29 protein-coding genes are annotated in these 24,633 nt (G+C 63.6%); 20 read left to right on the plus strand and 9 right to left on the minus strand.

The features are described from left to right. The first annotated feature begins 38 nt into the window (after window positions 1-38). The 3 genes from ftsZ (at window position 39) to GGD90_RS16125 (ending at window position 2,478) form a co-directional block, all read left to right on the plus strand. Window positions 39-1,223: a cell division protein FtsZ gene (gene ftsZ, locus GGD90_RS16115; RefSeq protein ID WP_153117725.1), complete on the plus strand. Its 1,185-nt coding sequence runs from the start codon at window positions 39-41 to the stop codon at window positions 1,221-1,223. A gap of 130 nt (window positions 1,224-1,353) precedes the next feature. Beyond that, window positions 1,354-2,280: a UDP-3-O-acyl-N-acetylglucosamine deacetylase gene (gene lpxC, locus GGD90_RS16120; RefSeq protein ID WP_153117726.1), complete on the plus strand. Its 927-nt coding sequence runs from the start codon at window positions 1,354-1,356 to the stop codon at window positions 2,278-2,280. 9 nt (window positions 2,281-2,289) lie between these two features. After that, complete coding sequence (locus tag GGD90_RS16125) at window positions 2,290-2,478, plus strand: hypothetical protein (protein ID WP_153117727.1); 189 nt, start codon at window positions 2,290-2,292, stop codon at window positions 2,476-2,478. Here the strand turns inward: GGD90_RS16125 and GGD90_RS16130 are convergent. Further along, on the minus strand, window positions 2,465-2,899 hold the full coding sequence (locus GGD90_RS16130) for a DciA family protein (protein ID WP_153117728.1): 435 nt from the start codon (window positions 2,897-2,899) through the stop codon (window positions 2,465-2,467). The genes GGD90_RS16125 and GGD90_RS16130 overlap by 14 nt on opposite strands. Window positions 2,900-2,922: 23 nt before the next feature. Here GGD90_RS16130 and GGD90_RS16135 point away from each other — a divergent pair, with 23 nt between their 5' ends. The 3 genes from GGD90_RS16135 to argJ all read left to right on the plus strand — a co-directional run bounded on the left by GGD90_RS16135 (window position 2,923) and on the right by argJ (window position 8,055). Further along, window positions 2,923-3,918, plus strand: coding sequence for a M23 family metallopeptidase (locus GGD90_RS16135; RefSeq protein WP_153117729.1), 996 nt, complete (start codon window positions 2,923-2,925; stop codon window positions 3,916-3,918). 87 nt (window positions 3,919-4,005) lie between these two features. Next, window positions 4,006-6,741: a preprotein translocase subunit SecA gene (gene secA / locus GGD90_RS16140; RefSeq protein WP_153117730.1), complete on the plus strand. Its 2,736-nt coding sequence runs from the start codon at window positions 4,006-4,008 to the stop codon at window positions 6,739-6,741. A gap of 75 nt (window positions 6,742-6,816) precedes the next feature. Beyond that, window positions 6,817-8,055 carry a bifunctional glutamate N-acetyltransferase/amino-acid acetyltransferase ArgJ gene (gene argJ / locus GGD90_RS16145; protein ID WP_153117731.1) on the plus strand — a complete coding sequence of 413 codons (1,239 nt, stop codon included), beginning with the start codon at window positions 6,817-6,819 and terminating at the stop codon, window positions 8,053-8,055. 97 nt (window positions 8,056-8,152) lie between these two features. Here argJ and GGD90_RS16150 read toward each other — a convergent pair whose 3' ends face one another. Both GGD90_RS16150 and apaG read right to left on the minus strand, forming a co-directional pair. Continuing rightward, the gene (locus tag GGD90_RS16150) at window positions 8,153-8,749 is read right to left on the minus strand and encodes a class I SAM-dependent methyltransferase (protein WP_153117732.1); all 597 of its coding nucleotides are present in this window, start codon (window positions 8,747-8,749) and stop codon (window positions 8,153-8,155) included. Beyond that, window positions 8,746-9,129: a Co2+/Mg2+ efflux protein ApaG gene (gene apaG, locus GGD90_RS16155; protein ID WP_153117733.1), complete on the minus strand. Its 384-nt coding sequence runs from the start codon at window positions 9,127-9,129 to the stop codon at window positions 8,746-8,748. Before apaG ends, GGD90_RS16150 begins: the two co-directional genes overlap by 4 nt. Before the next feature lie 188 nt (window positions 9,130-9,317). Here apaG and rpe point away from each other — a divergent pair, with 188 nt between their 5' ends. The 3 genes from rpe (at window position 9,318) to trpE (ending at window position 12,357) form a co-directional block, all read left to right on the plus strand. Beyond that, a complete protein-coding gene (gene rpe, locus GGD90_RS16160) occupies window positions 9,318-9,998 on the plus strand; it encodes a ribulose-phosphate 3-epimerase (RefSeq protein WP_153117734.1) in 681 nt (226 codons plus the stop codon). Between the two features lie 7 nt (window positions 9,999-10,005). Continuing rightward, window positions 10,006-10,713 carry a phosphoglycolate phosphatase gene (locus tag GGD90_RS16165; RefSeq protein ID WP_153117735.1) on the plus strand — a complete coding sequence of 236 codons (708 nt, stop codon included), beginning with the start codon at window positions 10,006-10,008 and terminating at the stop codon, window positions 10,711-10,713. A 168-nt stretch (window positions 10,714-10,881) separates the two neighbouring features. Continuing rightward, entirely contained in the window at window positions 10,882-12,357 is a 1,476-nt protein-coding gene (gene trpE / locus GGD90_RS16170) for an anthranilate synthase component I (protein WP_153117736.1), read from the plus strand. 59 nt (window positions 12,358-12,416) lie between these two features. Here trpE and GGD90_RS16175 read toward each other — a convergent pair whose 3' ends face one another. Further along, window positions 12,417-13,040: a lytic transglycosylase domain-containing protein gene (locus GGD90_RS16175; protein WP_407690641.1), complete on the minus strand. Its 624-nt coding sequence runs from the start codon at window positions 13,038-13,040 to the stop codon at window positions 12,417-12,419. After that, the gene (locus GGD90_RS16180) at window positions 13,028-14,755 is read right to left on the minus strand and encodes a proline--tRNA ligase (protein ID WP_153117737.1); all 1,728 of its coding nucleotides are present in this window, start codon (window positions 14,753-14,755) and stop codon (window positions 13,028-13,030) included. Before GGD90_RS16180 ends, GGD90_RS16175 begins: the two co-directional genes overlap by 13 nt. Before the next feature lie 57 nt (window positions 14,756-14,812). On the opposite strand from GGD90_RS16180, the gene GGD90_RS16185 reads away from it, so the two are divergent. The 4 genes from GGD90_RS16185 (at window position 14,813) to coq7 (ending at window position 16,839) form a co-directional block, all read left to right on the plus strand. Then, window positions 14,813-15,001: a hypothetical protein gene (locus GGD90_RS16185; RefSeq protein WP_153117738.1), complete on the plus strand. Its 189-nt coding sequence runs from the start codon at window positions 14,813-14,815 to the stop codon at window positions 14,999-15,001. Window positions 15,002-15,038: 37 nt separating this feature from the next. Beyond that, complete coding sequence (locus GGD90_RS16190; RefSeq protein ID WP_153117739.1) at window positions 15,039-15,584, plus strand: RNA pyrophosphohydrolase; 546 nt, start codon at window positions 15,039-15,041, stop codon at window positions 15,582-15,584. Further along, entirely contained in the window at window positions 15,577-16,110 is a 534-nt protein-coding gene (locus GGD90_RS16195) for a CNP1-like family protein (RefSeq protein WP_153117740.1), read from the plus strand. Before GGD90_RS16190 ends, GGD90_RS16195 begins: the two co-directional genes overlap by 8 nt. Window positions 16,111-16,215: 105 nt before the next feature. Next, entirely contained in the window at window positions 16,216-16,839 is a 624-nt protein-coding gene (gene coq7 / locus GGD90_RS16200) for a 2-polyprenyl-3-methyl-6-methoxy-1,4-benzoquinone monooxygenase (RefSeq protein WP_153117741.1), read from the plus strand. Between the two features lie 59 nt (window positions 16,840-16,898). Here coq7 and GGD90_RS16205 read toward each other — a convergent pair whose 3' ends face one another. Together GGD90_RS16205 and GGD90_RS16210 are read right to left on the minus strand one after the other, a co-directional pair. Beyond that, window positions 16,899-17,318: an OsmC family protein gene (locus GGD90_RS16205; protein WP_153117742.1), complete on the minus strand. Its 420-nt coding sequence runs from the start codon at window positions 17,316-17,318 to the stop codon at window positions 16,899-16,901. Beyond that, entirely contained in the window at window positions 17,246-17,677 is a 432-nt protein-coding gene (locus GGD90_RS16210; RefSeq protein WP_153117743.1) for a hypothetical protein, read from the minus strand. Before GGD90_RS16210 ends, GGD90_RS16205 begins: the two co-directional genes overlap by 73 nt. A gap of 198 nt (window positions 17,678-17,875) precedes the next feature. Between GGD90_RS16210 and rplM the strand changes: the two genes are divergently transcribed. From rplM to erpA, 6 genes are all read left to right on the plus strand, one after another. Further along, window positions 17,876-18,304, plus strand: coding sequence for a 50S ribosomal protein L13 (rplM, locus tag GGD90_RS16215; RefSeq protein ID WP_153117744.1), 429 nt, complete (start codon window positions 17,876-17,878; stop codon window positions 18,302-18,304). A 9-nt stretch (window positions 18,305-18,313) separates the two neighbouring features. Continuing rightward, complete coding sequence (gene rpsI / locus GGD90_RS16220; RefSeq protein ID WP_153117745.1) at window positions 18,314-18,706, plus strand: 30S ribosomal protein S9; 393 nt, start codon at window positions 18,314-18,316, stop codon at window positions 18,704-18,706. A gap of 92 nt (window positions 18,707-18,798) precedes the next feature. Further along, window positions 18,799-19,827: an N-acetyl-gamma-glutamyl-phosphate reductase gene (argC, locus tag GGD90_RS16225; protein ID WP_153117746.1), complete on the plus strand. Its 1,029-nt coding sequence runs from the start codon at window positions 18,799-18,801 to the stop codon at window positions 19,825-19,827. Beyond that, the gene (locus GGD90_RS16230) at window positions 19,803-20,564 is read left to right on the plus strand and encodes a DUF6776 family protein (RefSeq protein WP_153117747.1); all 762 of its coding nucleotides are present in this window, start codon (window positions 19,803-19,805) and stop codon (window positions 20,562-20,564) included. The genes argC and GGD90_RS16230 overlap by 25 nt, the downstream gene beginning before the upstream one ends. A 13-nt stretch (window positions 20,565-20,577) precedes the next feature. Beyond that, entirely contained in the window at window positions 20,578-20,979 is a 402-nt protein-coding gene (locus GGD90_RS16235) for a bactofilin family protein (RefSeq protein ID WP_153117748.1), read from the plus strand. 61 nt (window positions 20,980-21,040) lie between these two features. Continuing rightward, the gene (gene erpA / locus GGD90_RS16240; protein ID WP_153117749.1) at window positions 21,041-21,391 is read left to right on the plus strand and encodes an iron-sulfur cluster insertion protein ErpA; all 351 of its coding nucleotides are present in this window, start codon (window positions 21,041-21,043) and stop codon (window positions 21,389-21,391) included. Window positions 21,392-21,513: 122 nt separating this feature from the next. Here erpA and GGD90_RS16245 read toward each other — a convergent pair whose 3' ends face one another. Next, window positions 21,514-22,875 carry a M23 family metallopeptidase gene (locus GGD90_RS16245; RefSeq protein ID WP_153117750.1) on the minus strand — a complete coding sequence of 454 codons (1,362 nt, stop codon included), beginning with the start codon at window positions 22,873-22,875 and terminating at the stop codon, window positions 21,514-21,516. Between the two features lie 90 nt (window positions 22,876-22,965). Here GGD90_RS16245 and tyrS point away from each other — a divergent pair, with 90 nt between their 5' ends. Continuing rightward, window positions 22,966-24,168 (plus strand): tyrosine--tRNA ligase, encoded by a 1,203-nt coding sequence (tyrS, locus tag GGD90_RS16250; protein ID WP_153117751.1) that lies wholly within the window; start codon window positions 22,966-22,968, stop codon window positions 24,166-24,168. Here tyrS and GGD90_RS16255 read toward each other — a convergent pair. Continuing rightward, complete coding sequence (locus GGD90_RS16255) at window positions 24,149-24,316, minus strand: hypothetical protein (RefSeq protein WP_153117752.1); 168 nt, start codon at window positions 24,314-24,316, stop codon at window positions 24,149-24,151. The two genes, tyrS and GGD90_RS16255, sit on opposite strands and share 20 nt — an antisense overlap. Between the last annotated feature and the right edge of the window lie 317 nt (window positions 24,317-24,633).

Here is a 24,633-nt window from a genome sequence, read left to right on the forward strand (position 1 = left end):
TTTTTTGTAATTTTCCGATTTTTGCAGAGGAGGCGACAATGTTCGAAATCATCGACAAGGAAGACGCGGCGGCCGACGGCGACGTTGGCACCATCATCAAAGTGGTCGGCGTCGGCGGTGCCGGCGGCAATGCCGTCGATCACATGATTCGCGAAGGGGTCAACGGCGTCGATTTCGTCGCCGCCAACACCGACGCGCAGGCTTTGAAGCGCAGCAACGCCATGCAGCGCGTGCAACTCGGGCGCACCGGCCTCGGTGCCGGCGCCAAGCCGGAAGCCGGCCGCACCGCAGCGCTTGAGGAGCGCGAGCGCATCGCCGAATCGATCAAGGGTGCGCACATGGTGTTCATCACCGCCGGCATGGGCGGCGGTACCGGCACCGGCGCCGCTCCCGTCGTCGCCGAAGTGGCGCGCGAAATGGGTATCCTCACCGTTGCTGTGGTGACCAAGCCTTTCGGCTTCGAAGGCAAGCGCCTGCGTGTTGCTGAAGCCGGCATCGCCGAGCTGCAGAAGCACGTCGATTCGCTGATCGTCATCCTCAACGACAAGCTGATGGAAGTGCTTGGCGACGATGTCAGCATGGAAGAAGCCTTCCGTGCCGCCGACAACGTGCTGCGCAATGCCGTCGGCGGCATCGCCGAGATCATCAACTTCCCGGGTCTGGTCAACGTCGACTTCGAGGACGTGCGCACGGTGATGAGCGAGATGGGCATGGCGATGATGGGCTCGGCCGTCGCTTCCGGCGTTGATCGTGCGCGCATCGCCGCCGAACAGGCGGTTGCTTCGCCGTTGCTCGAAGGCATCAACCTCTCGGGCGCGCGCGGCGTGCTGGTCAACATCACTGCCACGCGCGGCCTGAAGATGAAGGAAGTGAACGAGGTCATGAAGACCGTTCGCGAATTCGCCGCGGAAGACGCTTGCGTCATCTTCGGCGCGGTGTACGACGAATCGATGGGCGAGAACATCCGCGTCACCGTCGTCGCCACCGGTCTCGGTCAGGCGCAGGCCAAGCGGCAGACTTTCGAGGTGATCAATACGCCGATCCTCAATGCCACGGGTACCGACGGCGCCTTCCTGCAGTCGGCGGCGACGGCGATCGATTACAACCAGCTCGACACGCCGGCGATCATCCGCAAAGGACGCAGCGCCACCGTCGAGGCGCTGGCCAACAGCGGTGTCGATCGTTACGACATCCCGGCCTTCCTGCGCAAGCAGGCGGACTGAACGACACGGCTGCCCACACGCCGTCGCCTCCGGCGGGTGGGCGTTGCCCGTGCACGATTGGCAGGGTCCATAACGGGGCTGTCGCGGTTCGTGCTAGAATCCGTCGGTTTTCCCGCATTCTTTCAGGCACATGCTCAAGCAACGAACGCTCAAATCGCTGATCCGCGCCTGCGGCGTTGGCCTGCATTCCGGCGTCAAGGTCACCATGACCCTGCGCCCGGCGGCACCGAATACCGGTATCGTCTTCCGTCGCATCGACCTTGAGCAGCCGGTCGACCTGCCGGCGTCGGCGCTGCTCGTCGGCGATACGCGCATGTGCTCGTGTCTTGAAGTCGACAGCGCGCAAGGCAAGGTGCGCGTCGGCACCATCGAACACCTGATGTCGGCCTTTGCCGGCCTTGGCATCGACAACGCCTGGGTCGATCTCGACGCGCCCGAGGTGCCGATTCTCGACGGCTCGGCGTCGCCCTTCGTCTTCCTCGTCCAGTCGGCGGGAATCGAAGAGCAGCCGGTGGCGAAGAAGTTCATCCGCGTGCGCGAGCCGATCGAAGTTCGCGACGGTGACAAGTGGGCGCGCTTCGATCCGTACGACGGCTACCGCCTCGCGTTCTCGATCGTCTTCAACCACCCGGCCATCGACCGCAGCGGCCAGAACGTGACCATCGACTTCGCCGAGAACTCCTACGTCCGCGAAGTGGCGCGTGCGCGCACCTTCGGCTTCATGCAGGAAGTCGAGTGGCTGCGCGAGAACGGACTGGCTCAGGGCGGTGGTCTGGAAAACGCCGTCGTGCTCGACGAATACCGCGTTCTCAACGCCGACGGACTGCGTTACGGCGACGAGTTCGTCAAGCACAAGGTGCTTGACGCGATCGGCGACCTCTATCTGCTCGGTCATCCGCTGCTGGCGTCGTTCACCGCGCACAAATCGGGACACGCGCTGAACAACATGCTGGCGCGCGCGCTGCTTGCCAATCGTCCGGCGTGGGAGTTTGTCAGCTTCGATGATGCCGCCGCCGCACCGGCTGGCGTTACCCGCTGGCTGGCCCAGCCGGCCTGACGCGCCGACATGTGGCTGCTGCGTCTGCTGGCAGTCATCACGGCGATCCTCATTGCCGGCTCGGCGCTGGCCTGGCTGCTGACGCGTGAGCCGCGCTATCTGTGGCTGACCAAGCGTCTGTTCATCTTTGCATTGCTCGCCGCGCTGATCTTTCTCGCGCTGCTGGCGCTTGAGCGCATCGCTGTCATTCCGCTGTAGCAGCGCGCTCGAGCAGCGTTCCCAGCGCCTCGCGCAGCGGCGATTGCGGCAGTCGCTCACGCAGTCCGCTGACCGCCTGACGGGCTTCGTCACTCAAGGGTTTTTTCGCGGAAGTCATTGATTGGCGTGGGATTTCAGTGGCTTGCACTTTGACATGAACGCCGCTACACTCGAAGCCCCTTAGAGAAAACTCGTTCGCCAGACGCGGCGCCAGCTGGCGCAGTTTGGCGGCGACCGCGCCGTTTGCGGCGTGGATAAAGATAATTCCCGTGCGGTAATTGGCCAGGCAACTTGCCTGCGCCAGATGTGTCGGTGACACCTCGGCGAAGATGCGCGCCAGCTTCTGCAGCAGCCTGGCGTGGGCCAGCAGCTTGCCGGCACCGTCGTCAGCAGCGAGGTAGTTTTCGATCGAGTTGTGCATCGGGAACGTCAAGGAGAGTCAACTTGCATATTATTCTCGTCTCGGACCGCCTGGCAACCGCCAAGAGCATGGTCCTTACCTCGCGCATGATGGCGCTTGCCGCCGCTTTTTTTGCCGCGCTGCTGTTTTCCGCAGCGCTGCTGCTGTCCTGGGTCGGCGTGCAGTTCCGCTTGCCGTTTGCCGAGAGTCTGGCGCTGTCGGTGCAGCAGCAGCAGGCGCAGAAGTCGCAGGAGTTTGTCCGCGACAACGTCAACGTGATGGCGGTCAAGCTCGGTCAGCTGCAGGCACAGCTGCTGCGTCTCGACTCGCTGGGCGAGCGTATTTCGGCGCTCTCAGGTGTCGATGCGCCGGCGCGCCTGGAGCCCGGCAAGATGCCGCCGCCAGCCGCCGGAAAAGCGCCGCCCGGGCAGGGCGGGCCGCTGATCCTGCCGGCATCGCCGGCGCCGCTGTCGGCGGAGCAGCTGCAGCAGGAGGTTGACCGTCTGGCGCAACTCGTTGATCAGCGCAGCGACAGTCTGGCGGCGCTTGAGTCGCAACTGATGGACAAGCGCGTCAAGTCGATCATGCTGCCGACCATCCTGCCGATTCAGAGCAACACGATCGGTTCCGGCTTCGGCTGGCGAACCGACCCGATCGCCGGTGTGCAGGCGATGCACGAAGGGATCGACTTCATCGCCGAGACGGGTACGCGGGTCATCGCCGCCGCCGGTGGTGTCGTTCTTTCCGCCGAGTTCCATCCGCAATACGGCAATCTGATCGAGATCGATCACGGCAACGGCTTTTCCAGCCGGTACGCGCATCTGTCGCGTGCGCTGGTGCGCTCGGGGCAGGTGATCAAGCGAGGCCAGGAGATTGCCGCCAGTGGCAATACCGGCCGCTCGACCGGGCCGCATCTGCATTTCGAGGTTCGCTACAAGGGAGTGCCGCAGAATCCGGTGCGTTTCCTGCGTCAGGATCTGCTGATGGCGCAGACGCAAACCGCCGCGGGCAATTCCGCCAAGGCCGGCGCTCCGCGCTAGTCGCGTGGCGCCGCCTCGCGTCGTGCCGATTTGGCATGGCGCCTGCGTGATAGAATCCTTCCCTTTCGGCGACCCTCAGTCCACACAATGATTTCCGGCCTACTCAAGAAGTTTTTCGGCAGCCGCAACGACCGGCTGGTGAAGCAGTACGCGCAGACAGTGCGCAAGATCAACGCGCTGGAATCAGGAATCGCCGCGCTCTCCGACGAAGCCCTGCGCGCCCGCACCGATGAATTCAAGGCGCGCGTCGCCGCCGGCGAGTCACTCGACGCGATCCTGCCCGAAGCCTTTGCCGTGGTGCGCGAGGCCGGCAAGCGTGTGCTCGGCATGCGCCACTTCGACGTGCAGATGATCGGCGGCATTGCCCTGCACGAAGGCAAGATCGCTGAAATGCGCACCGGCGAAGGCAAGACGCTGGTCGCCACCTTGCCCGCTTACCTGAATGCGCTGGCCGGCGAAGGCGTCCATGTCATTACCGTCAATGACTACCTCGCCAGCCGCGATGCCGAGTGGATGGGGCGCCTGCACCGCTTTCTCGGGCTGACAGTCGGCGTCAATCTCTCGCAGATGGCGCACGACGAGAAGCAGGTCGCTTACGCCGCCGATATCACCTATGGCACCAACAACGAGTTCGGCTTCGACTACCTGCGCGACAACATGGTCTATTCGGCCGGGGAGCGCGTGCAGCGGCAACTGGCCTATGGCATCGTCGACGAAGTCGATTCGATCCTCATCGACGAGGCGCGCACGCCGCTGATCATTTCCGGTCAGGCCGAAGATCACACCGAACTTTACGTGCGCATGAACAAGGTCGCGCCGATGCTGACGCGCTGCCTTGAAGAAAACGGGCCCGGCGACTACTGGGTTGACGAGAAGGCGCATCAGGTTCTGCTCTCCGAGAGCGGCCACGAGCGCGCCGAAGAAATTCTTGCGCAGCTCGGTCTGCTCGCCGAAGGCAGCAGTCTCTACGACGCCGCCAACATCCTGCTCATCCATCACCTGTACGCGTCCTTGCGCGCGCACACGCTGTATCTGCGTGACCAGCACTATGTCGTGCAGAACGATGAAGTGATCATCGTCGATGAATTCACCGGCCGCATGATGCCGGGACGTCGCTGGTCCGACGGCCTGCATCAGGCGGTCGAGGCCAAGGAAGGCGTGCGCATCCAGAACGAGAACCAGACACTGGCCTCGATCACCTTCCAGAACTACTTCCGCATGTACGGCAAGCTCGGCGGGATGACCGGCACGGCCGATACCGAAGCCTACGAATTCCAGCAGATTTATGGTCTGGAAACGGTCATTGTGCCGACCAACCGGCCGATGCAGCGCATCGACCACAACGACCAGATCTTCCGCACGGCCGACGAGAAGTACGCGGCGATCATCGCCGATATTCGCGCCTGCCGCGAGCGCGGGCAGCCAGTGCTGGTCGGTACGACCTCGATCGAAAACTCCGAACTGCTCTCGTCGCTGCTCGACACGCAGAAGATTCCGCACCAGGTGCTCAACGCCAAACAGCACGCGCGTGAAGCCGAGATCGTCGTGCAGGCCGGGCGCCCCGGCGTCGTCACCATCGCCACCAACATGGCCGGCCGCGGTACCGACATCGTTCTCGGCGGCAGCGTCGAAAAAGCCCTCGGCGCGGTGCGCGACGACGAGCAGCTGCCGGCCGAAGAAAAGGCGCAAAAGCTCGCTGCCATGCGTGCCGAGTGGGATGTCCTGCACCAGCAGGTGGTCGCCGCAGGCGGTCTGCACATCATCGGTTCCGAACGCCACGAGTCGCGCCGCATCGACAATCAGCTGCGCGGTCGTTCCGGTCGTCAGGGCGACCCCGGCTCCTCGCGCTTCTATCTCTCGCTCGATGACCAGCTGCTGCGCATCTTCGCCGGCGAACGACTGAAATCGGTGATGGATCGGCTGAAGATGCCCGAAGGCGAGCCGATCGAGCATCCCCTCGTTTCGCGTTCGCTCGAATCGGCGCAGCGCAAGGTTGAAGGGCGCAACTTCGATATCCGCAAGCAACTGCTCGAGTACGACGACGTCGCCAACGACCAGCGCAAGGTCATCTACCAGCAGCGCAACGAACTGCTAGAAACCGACGACATCAGCGCAACGATCACCGCGATGCGTCACGGTGTGCTCACCGACAGCTTCCGCGTTTACGTTCCGGAAGACAGCGTCGAAGAGCAGTGGGACCTGCCGGGGCTGGAGAAGGCGCTCGCCGGCGAACTGCAGCTCGAACTGCCGATCGTCGACTGGGCGACGGCCGAGCCGAATCTCGGCGACGAAGCGATCCTTGAGCGCATCATCGAGCTCGCCGATGCGAGCTACGCGGCCAAGGTGGGCCAGGTCGGCGAGGCGAGCTTCCACCAGTTCGAACGCAACATCATGCTGCAGAGCCTCGACACTCACTGGCGCGAGCACCTGTCGGCGCTTGACCATCTGCGCCAAGGTATCCACCTGCGTGGCTACGCGCAGAAGAACCCGAAGCAGGAGTACAAGCGCGAGGCCTTCGAACTGTTCGAGGCATTGCTCGACCGTGTTCGCGCCGAAACGACGCGTCTGCTGGTGACCGTGCAGGTACGTGCCGAAACCGTCGAAGAGACGGCACCGCAGGCTGACGTGCGCAATGTCGAGTACCGCCATGCCGAGCTGGACGAAGCCGCGCTCGCCGAGGTCGATGGCGAGGCGGCAGCTGCCGCGGCTGCGCCAGCAGCGGCGGCAGCGCCGGCCCATGCCGCGCCGAAAGCCGGCCGCAACGATCCCTGCCCCTGCGGCTCCGGCAAGAAGTACAAGCACTGCCACGGAAAACTGAACTGAGATCGAACGTCGCCCGGATGCGCTGACGCGGGTGTTCGTGCCCGCGGCTGCGTGCCGCGGGCGCAAGGAACGACTATGCCCGTCAACTACGCAACGCCCGCTCCCGAACAACTGCACGCCGTCGCCGGGGTGCGTCTCGGCATCGCCGAGGCCGGCATCCGCAAGCCCGGTCGCCGCGACCTGACCGTGATCGCGCTCGATCCCGGTTGCCGTGTCGCCGGTGTGTTCACGCAGAACCGATTCTGTGCTGCGCCGGTGCAACTGTGCCGCCGCCATCTTGAAATCGGTGGCGAAATGCGTGCGCTGGTGATCAATACCGGCGTCGCCAACGCCGGTACCGGCGAGCCCGGCATCCAGGCGGCGTGGCAGACCTGTACGGCGGTCGCGCGTCTGCTCGGTATCGAGGAACGTCAGGTGCTACCGTTCTCGACCGGCGTCATTCTCGAGCCGCTGCCGGTCGAGCGCCTCGTTGCCGGTCTGCCGGCCTGTGTCGCCGATCTGTCCGCCGACCGCTGGCACGCTGCCGCGCACGCGATCATGACCACCGACACGGTGGCGAAGGCCGCTTCCCGGCGAGTCGAGATTGCCGGCAAGACGGTGACGATCACCGGCATCAGCAAGGGCGCCGGCATGATCAAGCCGAACATGGCGACCATGCTCGGCTTTATTGCCACCGACGCCGGCATCGCGCAGCCGCTGCTGCGCCGGCTGGTGCGCGAGGCCGCCGACGAATCGTTCAACTGCATCACCGTCGACGGCGACACCTCGACCAACGACTCCTTCGTGCTGATTGCCAGCGGCCAGTCCGGTGCCGAATTCGACTCGGCCGACACGCCCGGCTACGCGCAACTGCGCGCGGCGGTGATCGGCGTCGCCGTCGAACTGGCGCAGGCGATCATTCGCGACGGCGAGGGTGCCACCAAGTTCATCAGCGTCGTCGTCGAAAACGGTCGCGAGCGCGAGGAATGTCGGCGCGTCGGCTACGCTATCGGCCACTCGCCGCTGGTGAAGACCGCTTTCTTCGCCTCCGACCCCAACCTCGGCCGCATTCTCGCGGCGATCGGCTACGCCGGTATCGACGATCTCGACGTTGCCGGCATTCGTGTCTGGCTCGAAGCCGGCGCCGACAAGGTGCTCGTCGCCGAGAATGGCGGCCGTGCCTCGAGTTACGTCGAGGAGGACGGCGCGCGCGTCATGCAGCAGGCGGAAATCATCGTGCGCGTCGATCTTGGCCGCGGTGCCGCGCAGGCGCGCGTTTACACCTGCGATTTTTCCTACGATTACGTGAAGATCAACGCCGACTACCGCTCCTAGCCGGTCGCCGAATCAGCGCGCCACGGCGCTGCCTGTACGAAGAAAAAGCCCCGCCAAGCAGGACCTTGCGGGGCTTTTTGTCGCGGCGGGGATGCGGTCAGTGCGTGCGGCGCAGGCGGATCAGGCGGAACCAGCCGCCGGCCAGCGCCGGCTCGTCGGCCTCGAGTACGAGTCGCGGCGCCTGCACCAGCGTCTCTTCGAAAACCACGTCAAGGCGCGTCGCCACGCGGCGCAACAGTGGATTGATCAGGCGGCGCAGCGGCGCGCGCTGTCCCGGACGCAGGAACTTGTCGAAAATCAGTACGCTGCCGCCGGGAGCGACGACGCGTGCGGCCTCGCGCAGGCAGGCGGCCGGGTCGGGAACGACGGCGAGGATCAGGTGCAGTACCGCATGATCGAAGCTCGCGTCGGCGAAAGGCAGCCGCTGCACGTCGCCCTGAACGGCGCGGAACTCCAGTCCGCCGGCGCGCCGGCAGGCGCGCGCGAGCATGGCGGAGGTCAGGTCAACGCCAACGTAATGATGCTGCCGTGGCAAATGTGGCAGGTCGAGTCCGGTACCGACACCGTTGATCAGCACGCGCGCCGGAGCTTCCGGTAGCGCCGACAGGCTGCGCTGCCGCGTCGCGTTCATGCCGTCGCCGAGCGCTGCGTCGTAGAACGGCGCGATCAGCGCGTAGCTGTGCTTGAGGCTCAATGCAGAACCCTTGGTGCGGCGAGTGTGAATTCGTTGATGCTGGCGGCGAAGCTGGTGCCGTCTTCGGCGACCATCTGGTAAGTGCCGCGCATGGTGCCGACGGCCGTCGCCAGCTGGCAGCCGCTGGTGTACTCGAACTTCTCGCCCGGCCGCAGCAGCGGTTGTACGCCGACGACGCCCAAGCCGCGCACTTCCTGCGTGTCACCGGCGGCGTCGCAGATGATCCAGTGCCGCGAAATCAGTTGCGCGGTGACCGTACCGACATTCTCGATGGTGATGGTGTAGGCGAAGACGTAACGGTCCTGCTCGGGAGCTGACTGGGCGCCGACGTACTGGGGATTTGCACTGACGGCCATCTCGTACTTTTTGCTTTCGGCCATGAATTCTTCCGTGATGATGATCGGGTGGGGCGACTGGCGAGCGGCATTGCACACCAAAGCCATTCTTCTGACAAGGGAAGGCGCCCGCGGTTCTGCCGGCGCGTCAGGCCTGTCGGCAGGGCGTCCGCCAATCGCCGCAGGCCGCTCCTTCGCGTAAGATGCGTTTTTTTCCGTTTTCGGGGGCCGTCATGTACGTCATTGCGCCGAGCATCCTTTCCGCCAACTTCGCCCGCCTCGGCGAAGAGGTCGTCAATGTTGTCGCCGCCGGTGCCGACTGGATCCACTTCGACGTCATGGACAACCATTACGTCCCCAATCTGACCATCGGCCCGCTGGTGTGCGAGGCAATCCGTCCGCTCACCAAGGCGCCGATCGACGTGCATCTGATGGTCAAGCCGGTCGACCGCATCATTCCCGATTTCGCGCGCGCTGGTGCCAACATCATCACCTTCCACCCGGAAGGTTCGGAGCATGTCGATCGCACGCTGTCGCTGATCCGCGAGCAGGGCTGTCAGGCCGGGCTCGTCTTCAACCCGGCGACACCGCTCAACTACCTCGACCATGTCATGGACAAGCTCGATGTCGTCCTGCTGATGAGCGTGAACCCCGGTTTCGGCGGGCAGAAGTTCATTCCTGCGACGCTGCCGAAGCTCGCCGCGGCGCGCGCGCGTCTCGACGCTTACGAGCGTGAAAGCGGTCGCCACATCCGTCTCGAGATCGACGGCGGCGTCAAGATCGACAACATCGCCGAGATCGCCCGCGCCGGCGCCGATTCCTTCGTTGCCGGTTCGGCGATTTACGGAACGGCCGATTACAAGGCGACCATCGATGCCATGCGCGCCGAGCTTGCCGGCGTTGCCGCCGCCTGAGCTGCCGATGGAAATCCGCTCGGTCACCATCGACCTCGACGGTACGCTGCTCGATACCGTCGGCGACCTCGCCGTCGCCTGCAACGCCATGCTCGCCGACCTGTCGCGTCCGCCGCGCAGCGAGGCTGAGATCAATGCCTTTGTCGGCAAGGGGATGGCGGTGCTGGTCGAGCGCTGTCTTGGCGCCGATGCTGCCGATGGCGACTTGCTCCGGCACGCCATCGAACGCTTCCGCGTGCATTACGCAGAAAACAACGGCCGCTCGACGCGCATCTATCCCGGCGTGCTCGACGGCATCGCCGCCTTGCGCAAGCTCGGTCTGCCACTGGGTTGTGTGACCAACAAGCCGGCGATGTTCACCGAACCGCTGCTTGAACGCATGGGGCTGGCCGGTTTCTTTTCGGTGGTGGTCAGCGGCGATACGCTGCCGTTCAAGAAGCCGCGTCCCGAGCCGTTGCTGCACGCCTGTGCGGTGATGGGGACCGTGCCGGCGAGCAATCTGCATGTCGGCGATTCGGCGCACGACATCGCCGCGGCACGCGCGGCGGGTTGCCCGGTGGTCTGTGTTCCCTACGGTTACAACGAGGGGCGGCCGGTGGACAGCGCAGAATGCGATGCGCTAGTATCAAGTCTTGTTGAAGCCGCTGCCTATGCGGCTTCGTTTGTTTCGCCGCCGGCGTCTGCACAGCAGGCGTCGCCGGCTCTCCCGGCCTGAATGTCATCATGTCGAACGAATGGGTTGCGCAATTGAAGGAGAACGTTGCAGCGTGCGTTGGGGATTCCTGGCGGCGCTGGCGTTCGTGGCGGGATTAGACCTTGCCCCGGGCATTGCCTGAACGGCGGCCCCACTTCCTTTCCGCAGCAACCGACTCGTGAGACAAGCATGAACGAAATCGAATTCAACGCGCTGGCCGCGCAGGGCTACAACCGCATTCCGGTCACGCTCGAGACCTTCGCCGACCTCGACACGCCGCTGTCGATCTACCTCAAGCTCGCCAACGGCCCCTACACCTACCTGCTCGAATCGGTGCAGGGTGGCGAGCGCTTCGGCCGCTACTCGATCATCGGCCTCTCCAGCCCGACGCGCATCGTCGTGCACGGCCATCAGGTACTGGTGCTCACCGGCAACCGCATCGCCGAGCGCGAGGACGACACCAATCCGCTCGACTTCATCGGCGGCTTCCTCAAGCGCTTCCGCGCCGCGCCGTCGACCGGCCTGCCGCGCTTTTGCGGCGGTCTGGTCGGCTGCTTCGGCTACGACACGGTGCGCTACGTCGAAACGCGGCTGACGCGAACGCAGAAGCCCGGCGACCTCGGCACGCCCGACATCACCTTGCTGCTCTCCGAAGAGATCGCCGTCGTCGACAATCTCTCGGGCAAGCTGACTCTGGTCGTCTATGCCGAACCGGGAGTTCCCGGCGCGCTGCAGAAGGCACAGGCACGCTTGAAGGCGCTGCTTGCGCGGTTGCGCGAGCCGGTGCCGATTCCCGCCGAAAGCCCGAAGTCCTCGCTGCCGGCCGTTTCAGTGTTCGGCGAGGCGCAGTTCCGGCAGGCGGTAAAGAAGGCCAAGCGCTACATCACCGAAGGCGACATCATGCAGGTGGTGCTGTCGCAGCGCATGAGCAAACCCTACAGCGCGAGTCCGCTGGCGCTGTACCGTTCCTTGCGCTCGTTGAATCCTTCGCCGTACATGTTCTACTTCGACTTCGAGGACTTCCACGTCGTCGGTGCGTCGCCGGAAATCCTCGTTCGTCTGGAAGGCGATGCCGTTACCTTGCGGCCGATCGCCGGCACGCGTCGGCGCGGCAGTTCCTTCGAAGAGGATCAGGCGCTCGCTGCCGAATTGCTGGCCGACGAGAAGGAGCGCGCCGAGCATGTGCAACTGCTTGATCTCGGGCGTAACGACGCCGGTCGGGTGTCGGCGGTCGGCTCGGTCCGCCTTACCGAAACGATGACTATCGAGCGCTACTCACACGTGATGCACATCGTTTCCAACGTCGAGGGCAAGTTGAAGCCCGGTCTCGACGCGCTCGACGTGCTCAAGGCCTCGTTCCCTGCCGGCACCGTCTCCGGTGCGCCGAAGGTGCGCGCAATGGAGATCATCGACGAGCTTGAGCCGGTCAAGCGCGGCATCTACGCCGGCGCTGTCGGCTATCTCGGTTTCCACGGCGAGATGGATCTGGCGATCGCCATCCGTACGGCGCTGGTCAAGGACGGCGAGATGCACGTGCAGGCCGGCGCTGGCATCGTCGCCGATTCCGATCCGGCGGCCGAATGGCAGGAAACGCAGAACAAGGCGCGCGCCGTGCTGCGTGCCGCCGAACTCGCCGAGCAGGGGCTCGATACGCGTTTCGACTGAGGCCGGCGACCGATTGGGCGAGGTTCTGGCTGTTGCCTAAGGTTTTTGAGCGGCCGGGCTTAGCGTGTTGCGATCGTGGGCCGCGAATAGGCCCACTGGTTCTGCCAGGCCGCGCGCACCATGTTCGGGTACTCGGGCTGGCCGAGACTGCCGTTGTAACGTCCCAGCGCGCGGTAGAGGTCGCCCTGCTCGATGTCGAGGTAGTGGCGCAGGATCGTGCAGCCGTAGCGCAGGTTGGTGCGCAGGTGGAAGAGGTTGTCGTCGGGGCGGCCGATCAGCTTCACCCAGAACGGCATCACCTGCATGAAGCTGCGCGCGCCGGCGGAAGATACCGCGTACTTCTTGAAGCCGCTCTCGACCTGGATCAGCCCGAGAACGAGTTGCGGGTCGAGACCGGCGCGCGTGGCTTCGTAGTGTACGGCGCGCAGGAATTCGAGCCGGCTTTCACGGTCGGGAATGCGCCGTTCGAGCCGGCGCGACATTTCAAGCTGCCAGTCGACCGCGTCGAGCGAATTGCGGAAGGCGGTGCGCGGCGGCGCGTTATCGGCAACCGAGCGCGACAGCGCGGCCTGCACACTGGCGGAGAGCGGCTCGTACAGTTGTGCGCCGGCGATTGCCGCCGCCGGCGCGAGCAGGGCGAGCGCCAGCAGCGGCGCCGCCAGTGCCTGCGTCAGGCGGCGCACAGCCTCGCCTTGAGGAAGTCGAGCATGGCGTCGGCGGCGATCATTTGCGCCTCGGCATCGCGCCGCCCCTTGTACTCAAGCCTGCCTTCGGCCAGCCCGCGCTCTCCGACGACGATGCGGTGCGGCACGCCGATCAGTTCCATGTCGGCGAACATGACGCCGGGACGCTCGTTGCGGTCGTCGAGCAGCACGTCGATGCCGGCGGCGGCGAGTTCGTCGTGCAGTTTCTCGGCGGCTTCGCGCACCGCCGGGCTTTTCGCCATGCCCATCGGCACGATGCTGACTGCGAAAGGTGCGATCGCCGCCGGGAAGATGATGCCGCGCGCGTCGTGGTTCTGCTCGATGGCGGCGGCGACGATGCGCGAGACGCCGATGCCGTAGCAGCCCATCTCCATCACCTGCGTCTTGCCGTTTTCGTCGAGGAAGCAGCACTTGAGCGCCTCGGCGTAGCGCGTGCGCAGCTGGAAGATGTGGCCGACTTCGATGCCGCGGCACAATTCGAGCGGGCCGGCGCCGTCGGGGGAAATATCGCCAGCGACGACGTTGCGCAGGTCGACGCCGGTGCCGGGGTCGGGCAGGTCGCGGCCCCAGTTGACGCCGGTGAGGTGGTAGCCGGCATCATTGGCGCCACAGACGAAGTCGCCGAGCGCGGCGGCGGCGCGGTCGACAACGACCGACACTGCGTCGCTGGCGTCGACCGGGCCGAGATAGCCGGGCTGGCTGCCGAGCGCGGCGACGATCTCGTCCTCGCGCGCGAAGCGGAATTCGCCGATCTGCTTCTGGGCCTTGATTTCATTGAGTTCGTGATCGCCGCGCAGGAGCAGTAGGGTGAATGCCGGCGTGCCTTGCGGCGGCTCGGCGCGGACGACGGCGATGGCCTTGACCGTCTGCGTCAGCGGCAGACCGAGGAAGGCGGCGACGTCTTCGCACTTCTCCTTGCCGGGCGTTGCCACTTTGGTCAGCGCGGCAATGGGCGCCGGGCGCGGCGTCGCCGGCACGACGGCCTCGGCGAGTTCGACGTTGGCGGCGTAGCCCGAAGCCGGACAGTAGGCGAGGGCGTCTTCGCCCGAATCGGCGAGCACATGGAATTCGTGCGAGCCGGTGCCGCCGATCGAGCCGGTGTCGGCGGCGACGGCGCGGAAGGCCAGCCCCAGGCGTGTGAAGATGCGCGTGTAGGTGGCGTACATGTTGTCGTACTCGCGCTGCAGGTCGGCGAAGCTGGTGTGGAACGAGTAGCCGTCCTTCATCAGGAATTCGCGGCCGCGCATGACGCCGAAGCGCGGGCGGATCTCGTCGCGGAACTTCATCTGCACTTGATAGAAGTGCAGCGGCAGCTGGCGGTAACTCTTCACCTCGCGGCGGACGACGTCGGTGATCACTTCCTCGTGCGTCGGGCCGATGACGAAGTCGCGCTGATGGCGGTCCTTGAAGCGCAGCAGTTCGGGACCGTACTTTTCCCAGCGGCCCGATTCCTGCCACAGCTCGGCCGGCTGCACCGCCGGCATCGACAGCTCGATGGCGCCGGCGCGGTTCATTTCCTCGCGCACGATGCCTTCGACCTTGCGCAGCACGCGCAGCCCGAGCGGCATCCAGGTGTAAATGCCACCGGCCAACCGGCGGATCAGCCCGGCGCGCAGCATCAGCTGGTGGCTGACGACTTCAGCGTCGGAGGGCGCTTCCTTGAGCGTGGAAATGAAGAATTGCGAGGTGCGCATGGTGTTCCGTTCGGTGAGCAGGAGCGCATATTTTACGCGACGGCGTGCGTCGGTGCGATGACGCCGCTTGTCTTCGACAGGCGGGCGAGTCCTGCCGCCGGTGGCGACGGGGGCTCGTCTTTCGGTCCGCAGGCGCGCAAAGTGCTGGCGCTGCTGCGTGGTGCCGCCATCCCGGCGTGGGTGGCGGCGACTTACGCCGCCCGGAAACGCCCGCCCGGTGCGCTTTCCAAGCCCGGTGAATTGTGAAAGAATGCTTTCAATCCAATAAATTGCAGGTTACGAAATGCTCGACCGTGAAGGCTACCGCCCGAACGTCGGCATCATTCTGTGCAATGCCAGAAACGAGGTTTTCTGGGGCAAACGAATCCGCGAACATTCTTGGCAGTTTCCACAAGGCGGCATCAAGCGCGGGGAATCCCCCGAGCAGGCGATGCTTCGGGAGCTCCATGAGGAAGTCGGTTTGCTCCCCGAGCATGTACGCATTCTCGGCCGAACCAGGGACTGGCTTCGCTACAATGTGCCGACCCAGTGGGTGCGTCGGGAGTGGCGCGGCAGTTACAAGGGGCAGAAGCAGATCTGGTTTCTCCTGCGCCTGCTCGGCCGCGACAGCGACGTCTCCCTGCGTGCCTGTGATCACCCGGAATTCGACGCTTGGCGCTGGAACCACTACTGGGGTCCGCTCGACGCCGTGATCGAGTTCAAGCGTGGTGTCTATGAGCAGGCGCTCAATGAACTGGCGCGCTATCTGGATGCCGACCAGCGCGGTGTGCGGCGTCCGGCCGCAGTGCCGATGCTGGCCGAAAAACTGGAAGGTGGCGGCAATGGCTGAATTTCGCGTTTTCGCTGCTGTCATGGCGCTCTTCGGCTGTTGTCTGTCGGCCAGCCTAGCGCAGGCGGAAGGCTTCGACAGTGATTACGAGGAGCTGGTCTGGGAAGAAATCCAGCCGCAGTTGCCGGCGGCGCCGAAGGCGTCTGCTCTGCTGCCGTTCTTCGTCAGTGCGAGCACTGACAACCGCTTTTTCGTCGACGGCGACTCGATCAGTGTCGGTAGCGACGGGGTCGTTCGCTATACCCTGGTGGTGATCAGCGCAGCGGGTGTGCGCAACGTCAGTTACGAGGGTGTCCGCTGCGAGTCCGGCGAGCGACGGCTCTATGCCTTCGGCCGTAATGATGGCAGCTGGTCGAAAGCGCGCGGCAATGCTTGGGCGAGAATCAAGGACAGCTCGCTCAATCGCCAGCACGCGGCGCTGTACAACGAATATTTCTGTCCGATCGGCATCGTCGTCAATGATGCCGAAGAGGCGCGCATGGCCTTGCGCGCCGGTGGGCACCCGTCCTTGCCACGTCGCAACTAGGCTCTGCGGGCGACCGTCGCGCAGTTCGGTGCCGGTACTCATCTTCAGTGCGCCGCCGCGTCCGCCGGTGGTGACGTTTCCCGCCAATGTTCTCCTGGAGTCAGCATGAGCGCCGATCAATTGATCATCGGGTTTGACCGTGCCCTGCGCACCGTTTTTGCGACAGCGCCCTTGTCGCGTCCTTTGCCCGGTGCTGCTCTTCCCGAGGCAGAGTTGTCAGATGCCGAGCGCCAGGCAGCGGCGGCCTTGATGCGCGTCAACCATTGCGGCGAAGTCAGTGCGCAGGCGCTGTATCAGGGACAAGCGCTTACCTGTCGCCAGCCGGTGCTGCGCCAGGCGCTGGCGCAGGCGGCGCATGAGGAGCTTGAGCATCTGGCGTGGACCGAGCGCCGACTCGCCGAACTCGGTGGGCACAAGAGCCTGCTAAATCCCGTTTGCTATCTCGGTGCGCTTTCACTTGGCGCCTTGTCTGGGGCGGCGGGCGACGACTGGAATCTGGGCTTTCTCGCCGAAACCGAACGCCAGGTCGAGGCGCATCTAGACGGCCATCTCGCAGCTTGGCCGGTCGCTGACCAGCGCTCGCGGGCGATTCTCGAGCAGATGAAGCAGGACGAGATAGGTCACGCACGCATGGCGGTGCGCCTGGGGGCCAGGGAGTTGCCGGCGCCCGTCAAGGGCGCGATGCGCCTGTTTGCGCGCCTGGTGACGGGTGGAGCGCGCTACGTCTGACTCGAGTGGCGGCGCGGGCAGTGGCGGTTGCTGCCTCGGCCCGCGCCGTGCCGGGCGCCTCAGTCCTCGATGATTTCGAAGTCGTGCGTAATCACAACCGTCGCGCCGAGCATGATTGATGCCGAGCAGTACTTGCTGTGCGACAGGTCGATGGCGCGCGCCACCACTTCCTTGCGCAAGTCTTTGCCGGTCACGCGGAAATGGAAGTGGATGCGCGTGAACACTTTCGGATCGGTGTCGGCGCGTTCTGCGGTCAGCGAGACTTCGCAGCCACTGACCGCGTGGCGCCCTTTCTGCAGGATCAGGACAACGTCGAATGCCGTGCAGCCGCCGGTGCCGGCAAGCAACATTTCCATCGGCCGCGGCGCGAGGTTGCGGCCACCCGCTTCCGCTGCGCCGTCCATCATCACGGCGTGATTACTGCCGGTTTCGGCGATGAAGGACATGCCTTCTCCGCTCCAGCGAACCCTGCATTCCATGGTGTTTTCCTGTCGAATTGGGTCGGAGATTGTAGCGTCTGCCCCGGTTCTTTTTCGCTTGTGCCGGTGGATTTCGCCGTGCTTGCCGTCGCCTGCTTCTGCTGCGTTGCAGCATTGGCGTCGTTGCGATTGTTTTTTCGCTCTGCCCGTCGATGTTTATTATTGGTAAATTGATATCTGAGAATGTCTTCAACTATTTGATATTTAATCGATTGCATTGTGCCGTCACGGTGTCGCTCGGCTTGCTTGAGCGATTGTCGCGATGCACAAATTGGCGCTTGATTTTTGTTTCTCTTCGCGCCATAATGCGTCCAACTTGAGCGTTTTGCTGTTTGGCGCTCGCTGGTTGTCTCCTCCACCCTCCTCCTTTGGTGTGGATTTAGCGCGACTCTTCGGAGTCGCGTTTTTTTTGTTCCGGCTGATGTCCGCGCCCGCGCATTTGCCGGATCTCATTGTGCCGATTGCACGAGTTGTTGCTTCCTGATTGACACGCGTCCGTGTCTTGAAATAGACTACGCGGCTTTCCGTTATCAGGCATAAAAGGACGGCGTTTCCAAATGAAGACTTTCTCCGCCAAACCGCATGAGGTGAAGCGCGAGTGGCTGGTAGTTGATGCTACCGACAAGGTGCTCGGCCGCCTCGCCACCGAAATCGCTCGTCGCCTGCGCGGCAAGCACAAGCCCGAATTCACCCCGCACGTTGATACCGGCGATTTCATCGTCGTCACCAACGTCGAAAAGCTGCGCGTTACCGGCAACAAGGCGCTGGACAAGAAGTACTACCGCCACACCGGCTACCCCGGCGGCATCTACGAGACGAGTTTCGAGAAGATGCAGCAGCGCTTCCCGGCGCGCGTGCTTGAGAAGGCTGTCAAGGGCATGCTGCCCAAGGGCCCGCTTGGCTACGCCATGCTCAAGAAAATGAAATGCTATGTCGGCGATTCGCACCCGCACGCCGCCCAGCAGCCCAAAGTTCTGGAAATCTAAGGATCGACCATGGCTGACAATTTCTATTACGGCACCGGTCGTCGCAAGAGTGCGGTCGCCCGTGTCTTCCTGCGTCGCGGCACTGGCGCCATCGTCGTGAACGGCAAGCCGGTTGATGAGTTCTTCTCGCGCGTCACCGGTCGCATGATCGTTCGCCAGCCGCTGGAGCTGGTCGAGCACACCGGCACCTTCGACATTCAAGTCAATGTCGCCGGTGGCGGTGAGTCCGGTCAGGCCGGCGCGGTTCGCCACGGTATCACGCGCGCGCTGATCGAATACGACGCAGCGCTGAAGCCCGCGCTGTCGAAGGCTGGTTTCGTGACGCGTGATGCGCGCGAAGTCGAGCGTAAGAAGGTCGGCTTGCACAAGGCCCGCCGGCGCAAGCAGTTCTCCAAGCGCTAAGCTCGCACTGGTCAAAGCAAAGCCGCCTTCGGGCGGCTTTTGTGTTTTCGGGGGGCGCGCATTAAGATGTCCCGCCTATGCAGGAGGATGCGATGATCAAGGCTGGTGTAGTTGGCGGTACCGGATATACGGGAGTCGAGTTGTTGCGCCTGCTGGCGCAGCATCCACAGGTTGAATTGGCGGCAATTACGTCACGTGCCGAGGCCGGTACGCGCGTCGCCGACATGTTTCCCAGTTTGCGTCGGCGCGTTGATCTGTGTTTTTCTGATCCGGCGTCGGCGCGGCTTGATGAGTGTGATGTCGTTTTCTTCGCCACGCCGAACGGCATCGCGATGCAGCAGGCGCCGGCCCTGCTCGATGCTGGCGTACGTGTCATCGATCTCGCCGCCGACTATCGCATTACCGACATCGCCGAGTGGGAGAAGTGGTACGGCATGCGGCACGCGTCGCCGGAATGCGTCGAACGCGCAGTCTATGGTTTGCCGGAAATCAATCGCGCGGCGATTGCCGGCGCGCGTCTGGTTGCCAATCCGGGCTGTTATCCTACCGCCGTGCAACTCGGTCTGGCGCCGCTGGTCGAGGCGGGCGTCGTCGAACTAGGCAGTCTCATTGCCGACGCGAAGTCGGGCGTTTCGGGCGCCGGGCGGAAGGCGGAGGTGTCGAGCCTGTTTGCCGAGGCGTCCGACAATTTCAAGGCCTATGGCGTCGCCGGTCACCGGCATCTGCCCGAGATTCGCCAGGGCTTGAGCCGCCTGGCGCAAAAACCGGTCGGCCTGACCTTTGTTCCGCATTTGACGCCCTTGATTCGCGGAATCCACGCGACGCTTTATGCGCGCGTTGCCCGGGAGGCCGATTTCCAGGCGCTGTTCGAGCAACGCTACGCCGGCGAAGCCTTTGTCGACGTGCTGCCGCCCGGTTCGCACCCGGAGACCCGCTCGGTGCGGGCTGCCAATCTCTGTCGTATTGCCGTGCATCGGCCACAGGGGGGCGACACGCTGGTTGTGCTTTCCGTCATTGACAATCTCGTCAAGGGTGCAGCCGGTCAGGCCGTGCAGAACATGAACATCATGTTCGGTCTGCCGGAGACCGATAGTTTATGGCAACTGCCCGTACTTCCCTGAAGTTGCGCCGGTTTCGGCGCCGCTTCGGCATCAGTGCGCCGAAGCTGGCGATCGGCACCCACGTCGAGTGGCGCTGGCGCTTTCTTGCGGCCGTTACGGCCGTGCTGGGGGCGCTGGGTCTTTCCGCCGCGGCTTACGAATTTGGACAGCGAGCATCGGGTGCGCCCGGCGACAATGTCGGCCAAGTCCGTGCCTTGCAGCAGCGAGTCAGCGAACTCGAGGACGAGGCGTCACGTCTGCGCAGTGCGGCGGGGGCCGGCGAAAGCAGTCTGCAGATCGAACGTGTGGCACAGCAGCAGTTGACCAAACAGGTGCGCGCGCTTGAGGCGGAAAACAGCGCGCTCAGGGACGACCTGGCTTTCTTCGAGGGGTTGATTCCTGCGTCGGAGTCCGCTGCCGATGTGAGCGTCCGCATCCATCGTTTGCGCGTCGAGCCGGATGCGAGCACCGGGCAGTATCGCTATCGCATGCTGCTGGTGAACAATGGTGGCAAGCCGCAGAAGGAGTTTCGTGGAACATTGCAGCTATTGGTGAAGGTGCAGCGTCCCGCCGGAGATGCTATGATCACCATCCCTTCGGGCGGTGAGCCTGATGTTGCGAAATTTAGAATTGAAATCAAGCACTTCCAGCGCATTGAAGGGGGTTTTTCGGTGCCGGCTGGAAATGCCGTCAAATCAGTCGAGGCGCGCCTGATGCAGGATGGCGAAGTGCGTGCCCGCCAGTCCGTTACGCTCTAGCTGGAGGCTCATCATGTTCGGTGTCAAGAACGGCAGCAAGCCACAAAACAAGATCGATAGCCTGATCGGCGCCGGAACACGTATCGAGGGGCATGTCACCTTTTCGGGCGGCTTGCGTGTCGATGGCGAGATCCACGGCAACGTGCGCGCCGAGAAAGAGCAGACCGGGACGCTGGTCATCAGCGAGCAGGCCCGCGTCGAAGGTGAAATCACGGTCGGCCACGTCATCATCAACGGCACGGTCATTGGTCCGGTCTGTGCTGCTGAGTCGCTGGAACTTCACCCCAACGCCAGGGTCACAGGTGACGTCGAGTATCACCAACTGGAGATGCAGCAAGGGGCGGTGGTGCAGGGCAGGTTGGTGCATCAGACGAGCGGGAAGACCGTCGAGCTCAAGCTGGCCAGCAGCAACTGAATTGCCCCGGGCAGTCCAATTCACAATTGCCTGAATAGGCAGGCTAACCAGGAGTCATGCGATGAACGCAGCAACCGATATCCCTTCCCCCTTCATCTTCACCGACAGCGCCGCCAACAAGGTGCGTGAGTTGATCGAAGAGGAAGGCAACGCCGACCTCAAGCTTCGCGTGTTCGTATCCGGCGGCGGTTGCTCCGGCTTCCAGTATGGATTTACCTTCGAGGAAGTCGCCAACGACGACGACACTGCGATGGAGAAGAACGGTGTCACCCTGTTGGTCGACCCGATGAGCTATCAGTATCTCGTCGGCGCCGAGATCGACTACTCCGAAGGTTTGGAAGGTTCGCAGTTCGTCATTCGCAATCCGAACGCCACCTCGACCTGCGGCTGCGGCTCGTCGTTTTCGGCCTGATCTCCCGTTCGCGCTGCGCAGGAAATGAAAAAGGCGGCTTCGGCCGCCTTTTTCATGCGCTGTACGCGCCGCATCCGAAACGCCTTGAAGGCTCTTTCGTGCGTCGTCCGCTCGAAACGACGCTATTCGCTGGTGGTCACGGAAACCTGACGCGCAAGCTGCATCAGTTCGTCCTGTGCGGGCAGCGAGTTGCGGAAACTGGCCAGTTGTTTCGGATCCAGCGGCGTCGCCGGCGGCAGATTCACCGCGAGCGGATTCACCTGCTGTCCGTTGATCCGGAATTCGTAGTGCAGATGCGGGCCGGTTGCCAGTCCGGTTTGCCCGACATAAGCGACGGTTTCACCCTGTTGCACCGACGTGCCCTTGCGGATGCCGGCGGCGAAGCCCTTGAGGTGGCCGTAGGCCGACGAATAGGCGCCGCTGTGGCGGATGACCAGCAGATTTCCGTAGCCGCTCTGCTGCCCCGCGAATTCGACGACGCCGTCGGCGACGGTGCGCACGCTGGTGCCGATCGGCGCGCCATAGTCGACGCCCTTGTGTGCGCGCCAAGTTTGCAGCACGGGGTGAAAGCGCGCGCTGGTGAAACCTGAGGTGACGCGCGAGAACTCCAGCGGCGAGCGCAGGAAAGCCTTGCGCAGGCTCTCCCCGTTGCGGCTGTAATAGCCGCCGTGGCCGTCGCTCGTAGTGTGCCAGTAGGCCGTGAAGGTCTTCTGGTTATTGACGAATTCGGCGGCGAGTATGCGGCCGCTGCGCACGAACTGGCCGCGATGTTGCAACATCTCGTAGACCACCGAGAAACGGTCGCCCTTGCGCAGGTCGCGCAGGAAGTCAATGTCGGCGCCGAAGACCTCGGCCAGTTGTGTGGCGACCGCATCGGGAATGCCGGCGGTGTCGGTCGCGCCGAACAGCGAGTAGCGAATTTCCCCGGACTTGAAAACAGTACGCGCCTCCAGCGTCATCGCCTGTTCGCTTGCCTCGAGGCGGCCGTTGCGCCGTTCGACGACCAGCGACGCGTCCTTGCCGTTGAGCGGGAAATAAAGCGTGTGCAGATCGCCGCCTTCACCGGTGCGTACCGAAACGGCCTTGCCCGGGCGCAGTTGCCGCGCGATCTGTTGCGTGCGCGGATCGTTGCGGATGAAGTTGAACGCCTCGGCGTCGTTGACGCCAAGCCGGATGAGCAGTGAAGAGAGTGTGTCGCCGCGCTGGACGCGCTCCTCGCGCAGGTACTCGTTGTCGGCAGAAACGCCGACCAGCTGTGGTGCCAGGGCATCGAGCGTTTCCACGATGGTCTGCTGCGCGACATTGTTTGCGTTGTCGGCCGGGGCGGTGGCGAAGGCGGCCATCATGCCCAGCAGAGAGAAGGCGCCGATTCCCGCGAGCGGCCAGCGCAGGCGGCCGACGCGTTCGATGCCCGGATGGGAATGCGCTAGAATCCACAATCTTTCGCGGCGACTCGGTTCGCGGCTATTTTCTGGATTGTTCATGGTCTGCCGTGACGGGTGCAAAAACGCTCGCGGGAGTCTAGCAAAAAAACGTCCCTGTCAGTCACGGCCGGGCCATTGAAAGGGTTTTTCATGATCGATGTCGAGAGCAGTCTGGCTCTGATCAAGCGCGGCGCTGAAGAGTTGCTGGTCGAGGCCGAGTTGGTGGAGAAGCTGAAGAGCGGCCGGCCGCTGCGCATCAAGGCAGGTTTCGACCCGACGGCGCCGGATCTGCACCTCGGGCACACGGTTCTGCTCAACAAGCTGCGGCACTTTCAGGAGCTAGGGCACCACGTCATGTTCCTGATCGGCGACTTCACCGGCATGATCGGTGACCCGAGCGGCAAGAATACGACACGGCCGCCGCTGACGCGCGAGCAGATCCTTGAGAACGCCAAGACATATCAGGAGCAGGTGTTCAAGATTCTCGATCCGCAGTTGACGGAAATCTGTTTCAACTCGGCCTGGATCGAACCGCTCGGCGCTGCCGGCATGCTGCGCTTGGCGTCGACGCACACCGTCGCGCGCATGCTTGAGCGCGACGATTTCGCCAAGCGCTACGCTGGTGGCCAGCCGATCGCCATTCACGAGTTTCTCTACCCGCTATGTCAGGGCTATGACTCGGTGGCGATGCGTGCCGATGTCGAGCTCGGCGGTACCGACCAGAAATTCAATCTGCTGGTCGGGCGTGAATTGCAGAAACACTACGGGCAGGCGCCCCAATGTGTACTGATGATGCCGCTGCTGGTCGGGCTCGATGGCGTCAACAAGATGTCGAAGTCGCTTGGCAACTATGTGGGCATCAGCGAGGCGCCGCGCGAGATCTTCGGCAAGCTGATGTCCGTCTCTGACGAATTGATGTGGCGCTACTACGAGCTTCTGTCTTTCCGCAGTCTCGCCGAAATCGCGGCGCTGCGGGGCGAAGTGCGTGAAGGCCGCAATCCTCGCGACGCCAAGGTCGCGCTCGCGCAGGAGATCGTCGCTCGCTTCCACGGACAGCAGGCGGCTGACGATGCCCTGAGCGATTTCGAAGCACGCTTCCGGCACGGCGGAGTGCCCGACGATATTGACGAGGTATCGTTGTCCGGTGCCGGGCCTTGGCCGCTGGCGCAGGTGCTCAAGCAGGCCGGCCTCAGTGCCAGTACCTCCGAGGCCTTGCGCATGATCGACCAGGGCGGCGTGCGCGTGGACGGAGAAAAGATAAGCGATCGCGGACTGGTGCTGGCGGGCAGCGGCCCCTTCGTCCTGCAGGTTGGCAAGAGAAGGTTTGCCCGCATCAGTTTCGTTTCCCTCTGAAATCAGGTGCTTGCGCTGGTTCCTTGCGCTTTTCGGTGAAATTAACAGGAATATCGTTGACGCCCAGATTTGTGTCGGTATAATTCGCATCTCCGTTGCGGTTCTGGCGGGGCAAGTGCAGAAAAATCAATGGGTTAGCGGTTTTCATTGGGGGTTCTGAATTTGTTGGGCGAAAAGTTTTTGGTGGCGTCGAAATAAAGTTTGACACCCTCAAAAAGCTCTGTATAATTCGCCCCTCTGCTGCTGACGCGGCAGACGAAATTAATCCAAGGGGTTGATTTCAAAGCTCTTTAAAAACGAGACAATTGATAGGTGTGGGTACTTGTCGAGGTGAGCGGTCTTTCGGGATTGCGCGCTAAAAGATGTAGTACTCGCACTAGATGTAAAACTGTGATTTTGGGGAGACCCAGAATTGCGACGTCAAGCGAGAGTTTTATCAGGAATTAAACTGAAGAGTTTGATCCT

Source organism: Rhodocyclus tenuis (genome assembly GCF_014197755.1).
GTDB classification, from domain to species: Bacteria; Pseudomonadota; Gammaproteobacteria; order Burkholderiales; family Rhodocyclaceae; genus Rhodocyclus; species Rhodocyclus tenuis.

Bases quoted from the DNA above. Each gene is read 5' to 3' on its own strand.
- apaG (WP_153117733.1), bottom strand. From the start codon at position 9,129: ATGGCCGAAAGCAAAAAGTACGAGATGGCCGTCAGTGCAAATCCCCAG.
- argJ (WP_153117731.1), top strand. From the start codon at position 6,817: ATGCCCGTCAACTACGCAACGCCCGCTCCCGAACAACTGCACGCCGTC.
- GGD90_RS16205 (WP_153117742.1), bottom strand. From the start codon at position 17,318: ATGGAATGCAGGGTTCGCTGGAGCGGAGAAGGCATGTCCTTCATCGCC.
- GGD90_RS16195 (WP_153117740.1), top strand. From the start codon at position 15,577: ATGGCTGAATTTCGCGTTTTCGCTGCTGTCATGGCGCTCTTCGGCTGT.
- GGD90_RS16185 (WP_153117738.1), top strand. From the start codon at position 14,813: ATGACGCCGCTTGTCTTCGACAGGCGGGCGAGTCCTGCCGCCGGTGGC.
- secA (WP_153117730.1), top strand. From the start codon at position 4,006: ATGATTTCCGGCCTACTCAAGAAGTTTTTCGGCAGCCGCAACGACCGG.
- erpA (WP_153117749.1), top strand. From the start codon at position 21,041: ATGAACGCAGCAACCGATATCCCTTCCCCCTTCATCTTCACCGACAGC.
- coq7 (WP_153117741.1), top strand. From the start codon at position 16,216: ATGAGCGCCGATCAATTGATCATCGGGTTTGACCGTGCCCTGCGCACC.
- trpE (WP_153117736.1), top strand. From the start codon at position 10,882: ATGAACGAAATCGAATTCAACGCGCTGGCCGCGCAGGGCTACAACCGC.
- GGD90_RS16180 (WP_153117737.1), bottom strand. From the start codon at position 14,755: ATGCGCACCTCGCAATTCTTCATTTCCACGCTCAAGGAAGCGCCCTCC.
- lpxC (WP_153117726.1), top strand. From the start codon at position 1,354: ATGCTCAAGCAACGAACGCTCAAATCGCTGATCCGCGCCTGCGGCGTT.
- rpsI (WP_153117745.1), top strand. From the start codon at position 18,314: ATGGCTGACAATTTCTATTACGGCACCGGTCGTCGCAAGAGTGCGGTC.
- rplM (WP_153117744.1), top strand. From the start codon at position 17,876: ATGAAGACTTTCTCCGCCAAACCGCATGAGGTGAAGCGCGAGTGGCTG.
- GGD90_RS16190 (WP_153117739.1), top strand. From the start codon at position 15,039: ATGCTCGACCGTGAAGGCTACCGCCCGAACGTCGGCATCATTCTGTGC.
- GGD90_RS16235 (WP_153117748.1), top strand. From the start codon at position 20,578: ATGTTCGGTGTCAAGAACGGCAGCAAGCCACAAAACAAGATCGATAGC.
- rpe (WP_153117734.1), top strand. From the start codon at position 9,318: ATGTACGTCATTGCGCCGAGCATCCTTTCCGCCAACTTCGCCCGCCTC.
- GGD90_RS16230 (WP_153117747.1), top strand. From the start codon at position 19,803: ATGGCAACTGCCCGTACTTCCCTGAAGTTGCGCCGGTTTCGGCGCCGC.
- GGD90_RS16245 (WP_153117750.1), bottom strand. From the start codon at position 22,875: ATGAACAATCCAGAAAATAGCCGCGAACCGAGTCGCCGCGAAAGATTG.
- GGD90_RS16125 (WP_153117727.1), top strand. From the start codon at position 2,290: ATGTGGCTGCTGCGTCTGCTGGCAGTCATCACGGCGATCCTCATTGCC.
- tyrS (WP_153117751.1), top strand. From the start codon at position 22,966: ATGATCGATGTCGAGAGCAGTCTGGCTCTGATCAAGCGCGGCGCTGAA.
- GGD90_RS16165 (WP_153117735.1), top strand. From the start codon at position 10,006: ATGGAAATCCGCTCGGTCACCATCGACCTCGACGGTACGCTGCTCGAT.
- ftsZ (WP_153117725.1), top strand. From the start codon at position 39: ATGTTCGAAATCATCGACAAGGAAGACGCGGCGGCCGACGGCGACGTT.
- GGD90_RS16130 (WP_153117728.1), bottom strand. From the start codon at position 2,899: ATGCACAACTCGATCGAAAACTACCTCGCTGCTGACGACGGTGCCGGC.
- argC (WP_153117746.1), top strand. From the start codon at position 18,799: ATGATCAAGGCTGGTGTAGTTGGCGGTACCGGATATACGGGAGTCGAG.
- GGD90_RS16255 (WP_153117752.1), bottom strand. From the start codon at position 24,316: ATGAAAACCGCTAACCCATTGATTTTTCTGCACTTGCCCCGCCAGAAC.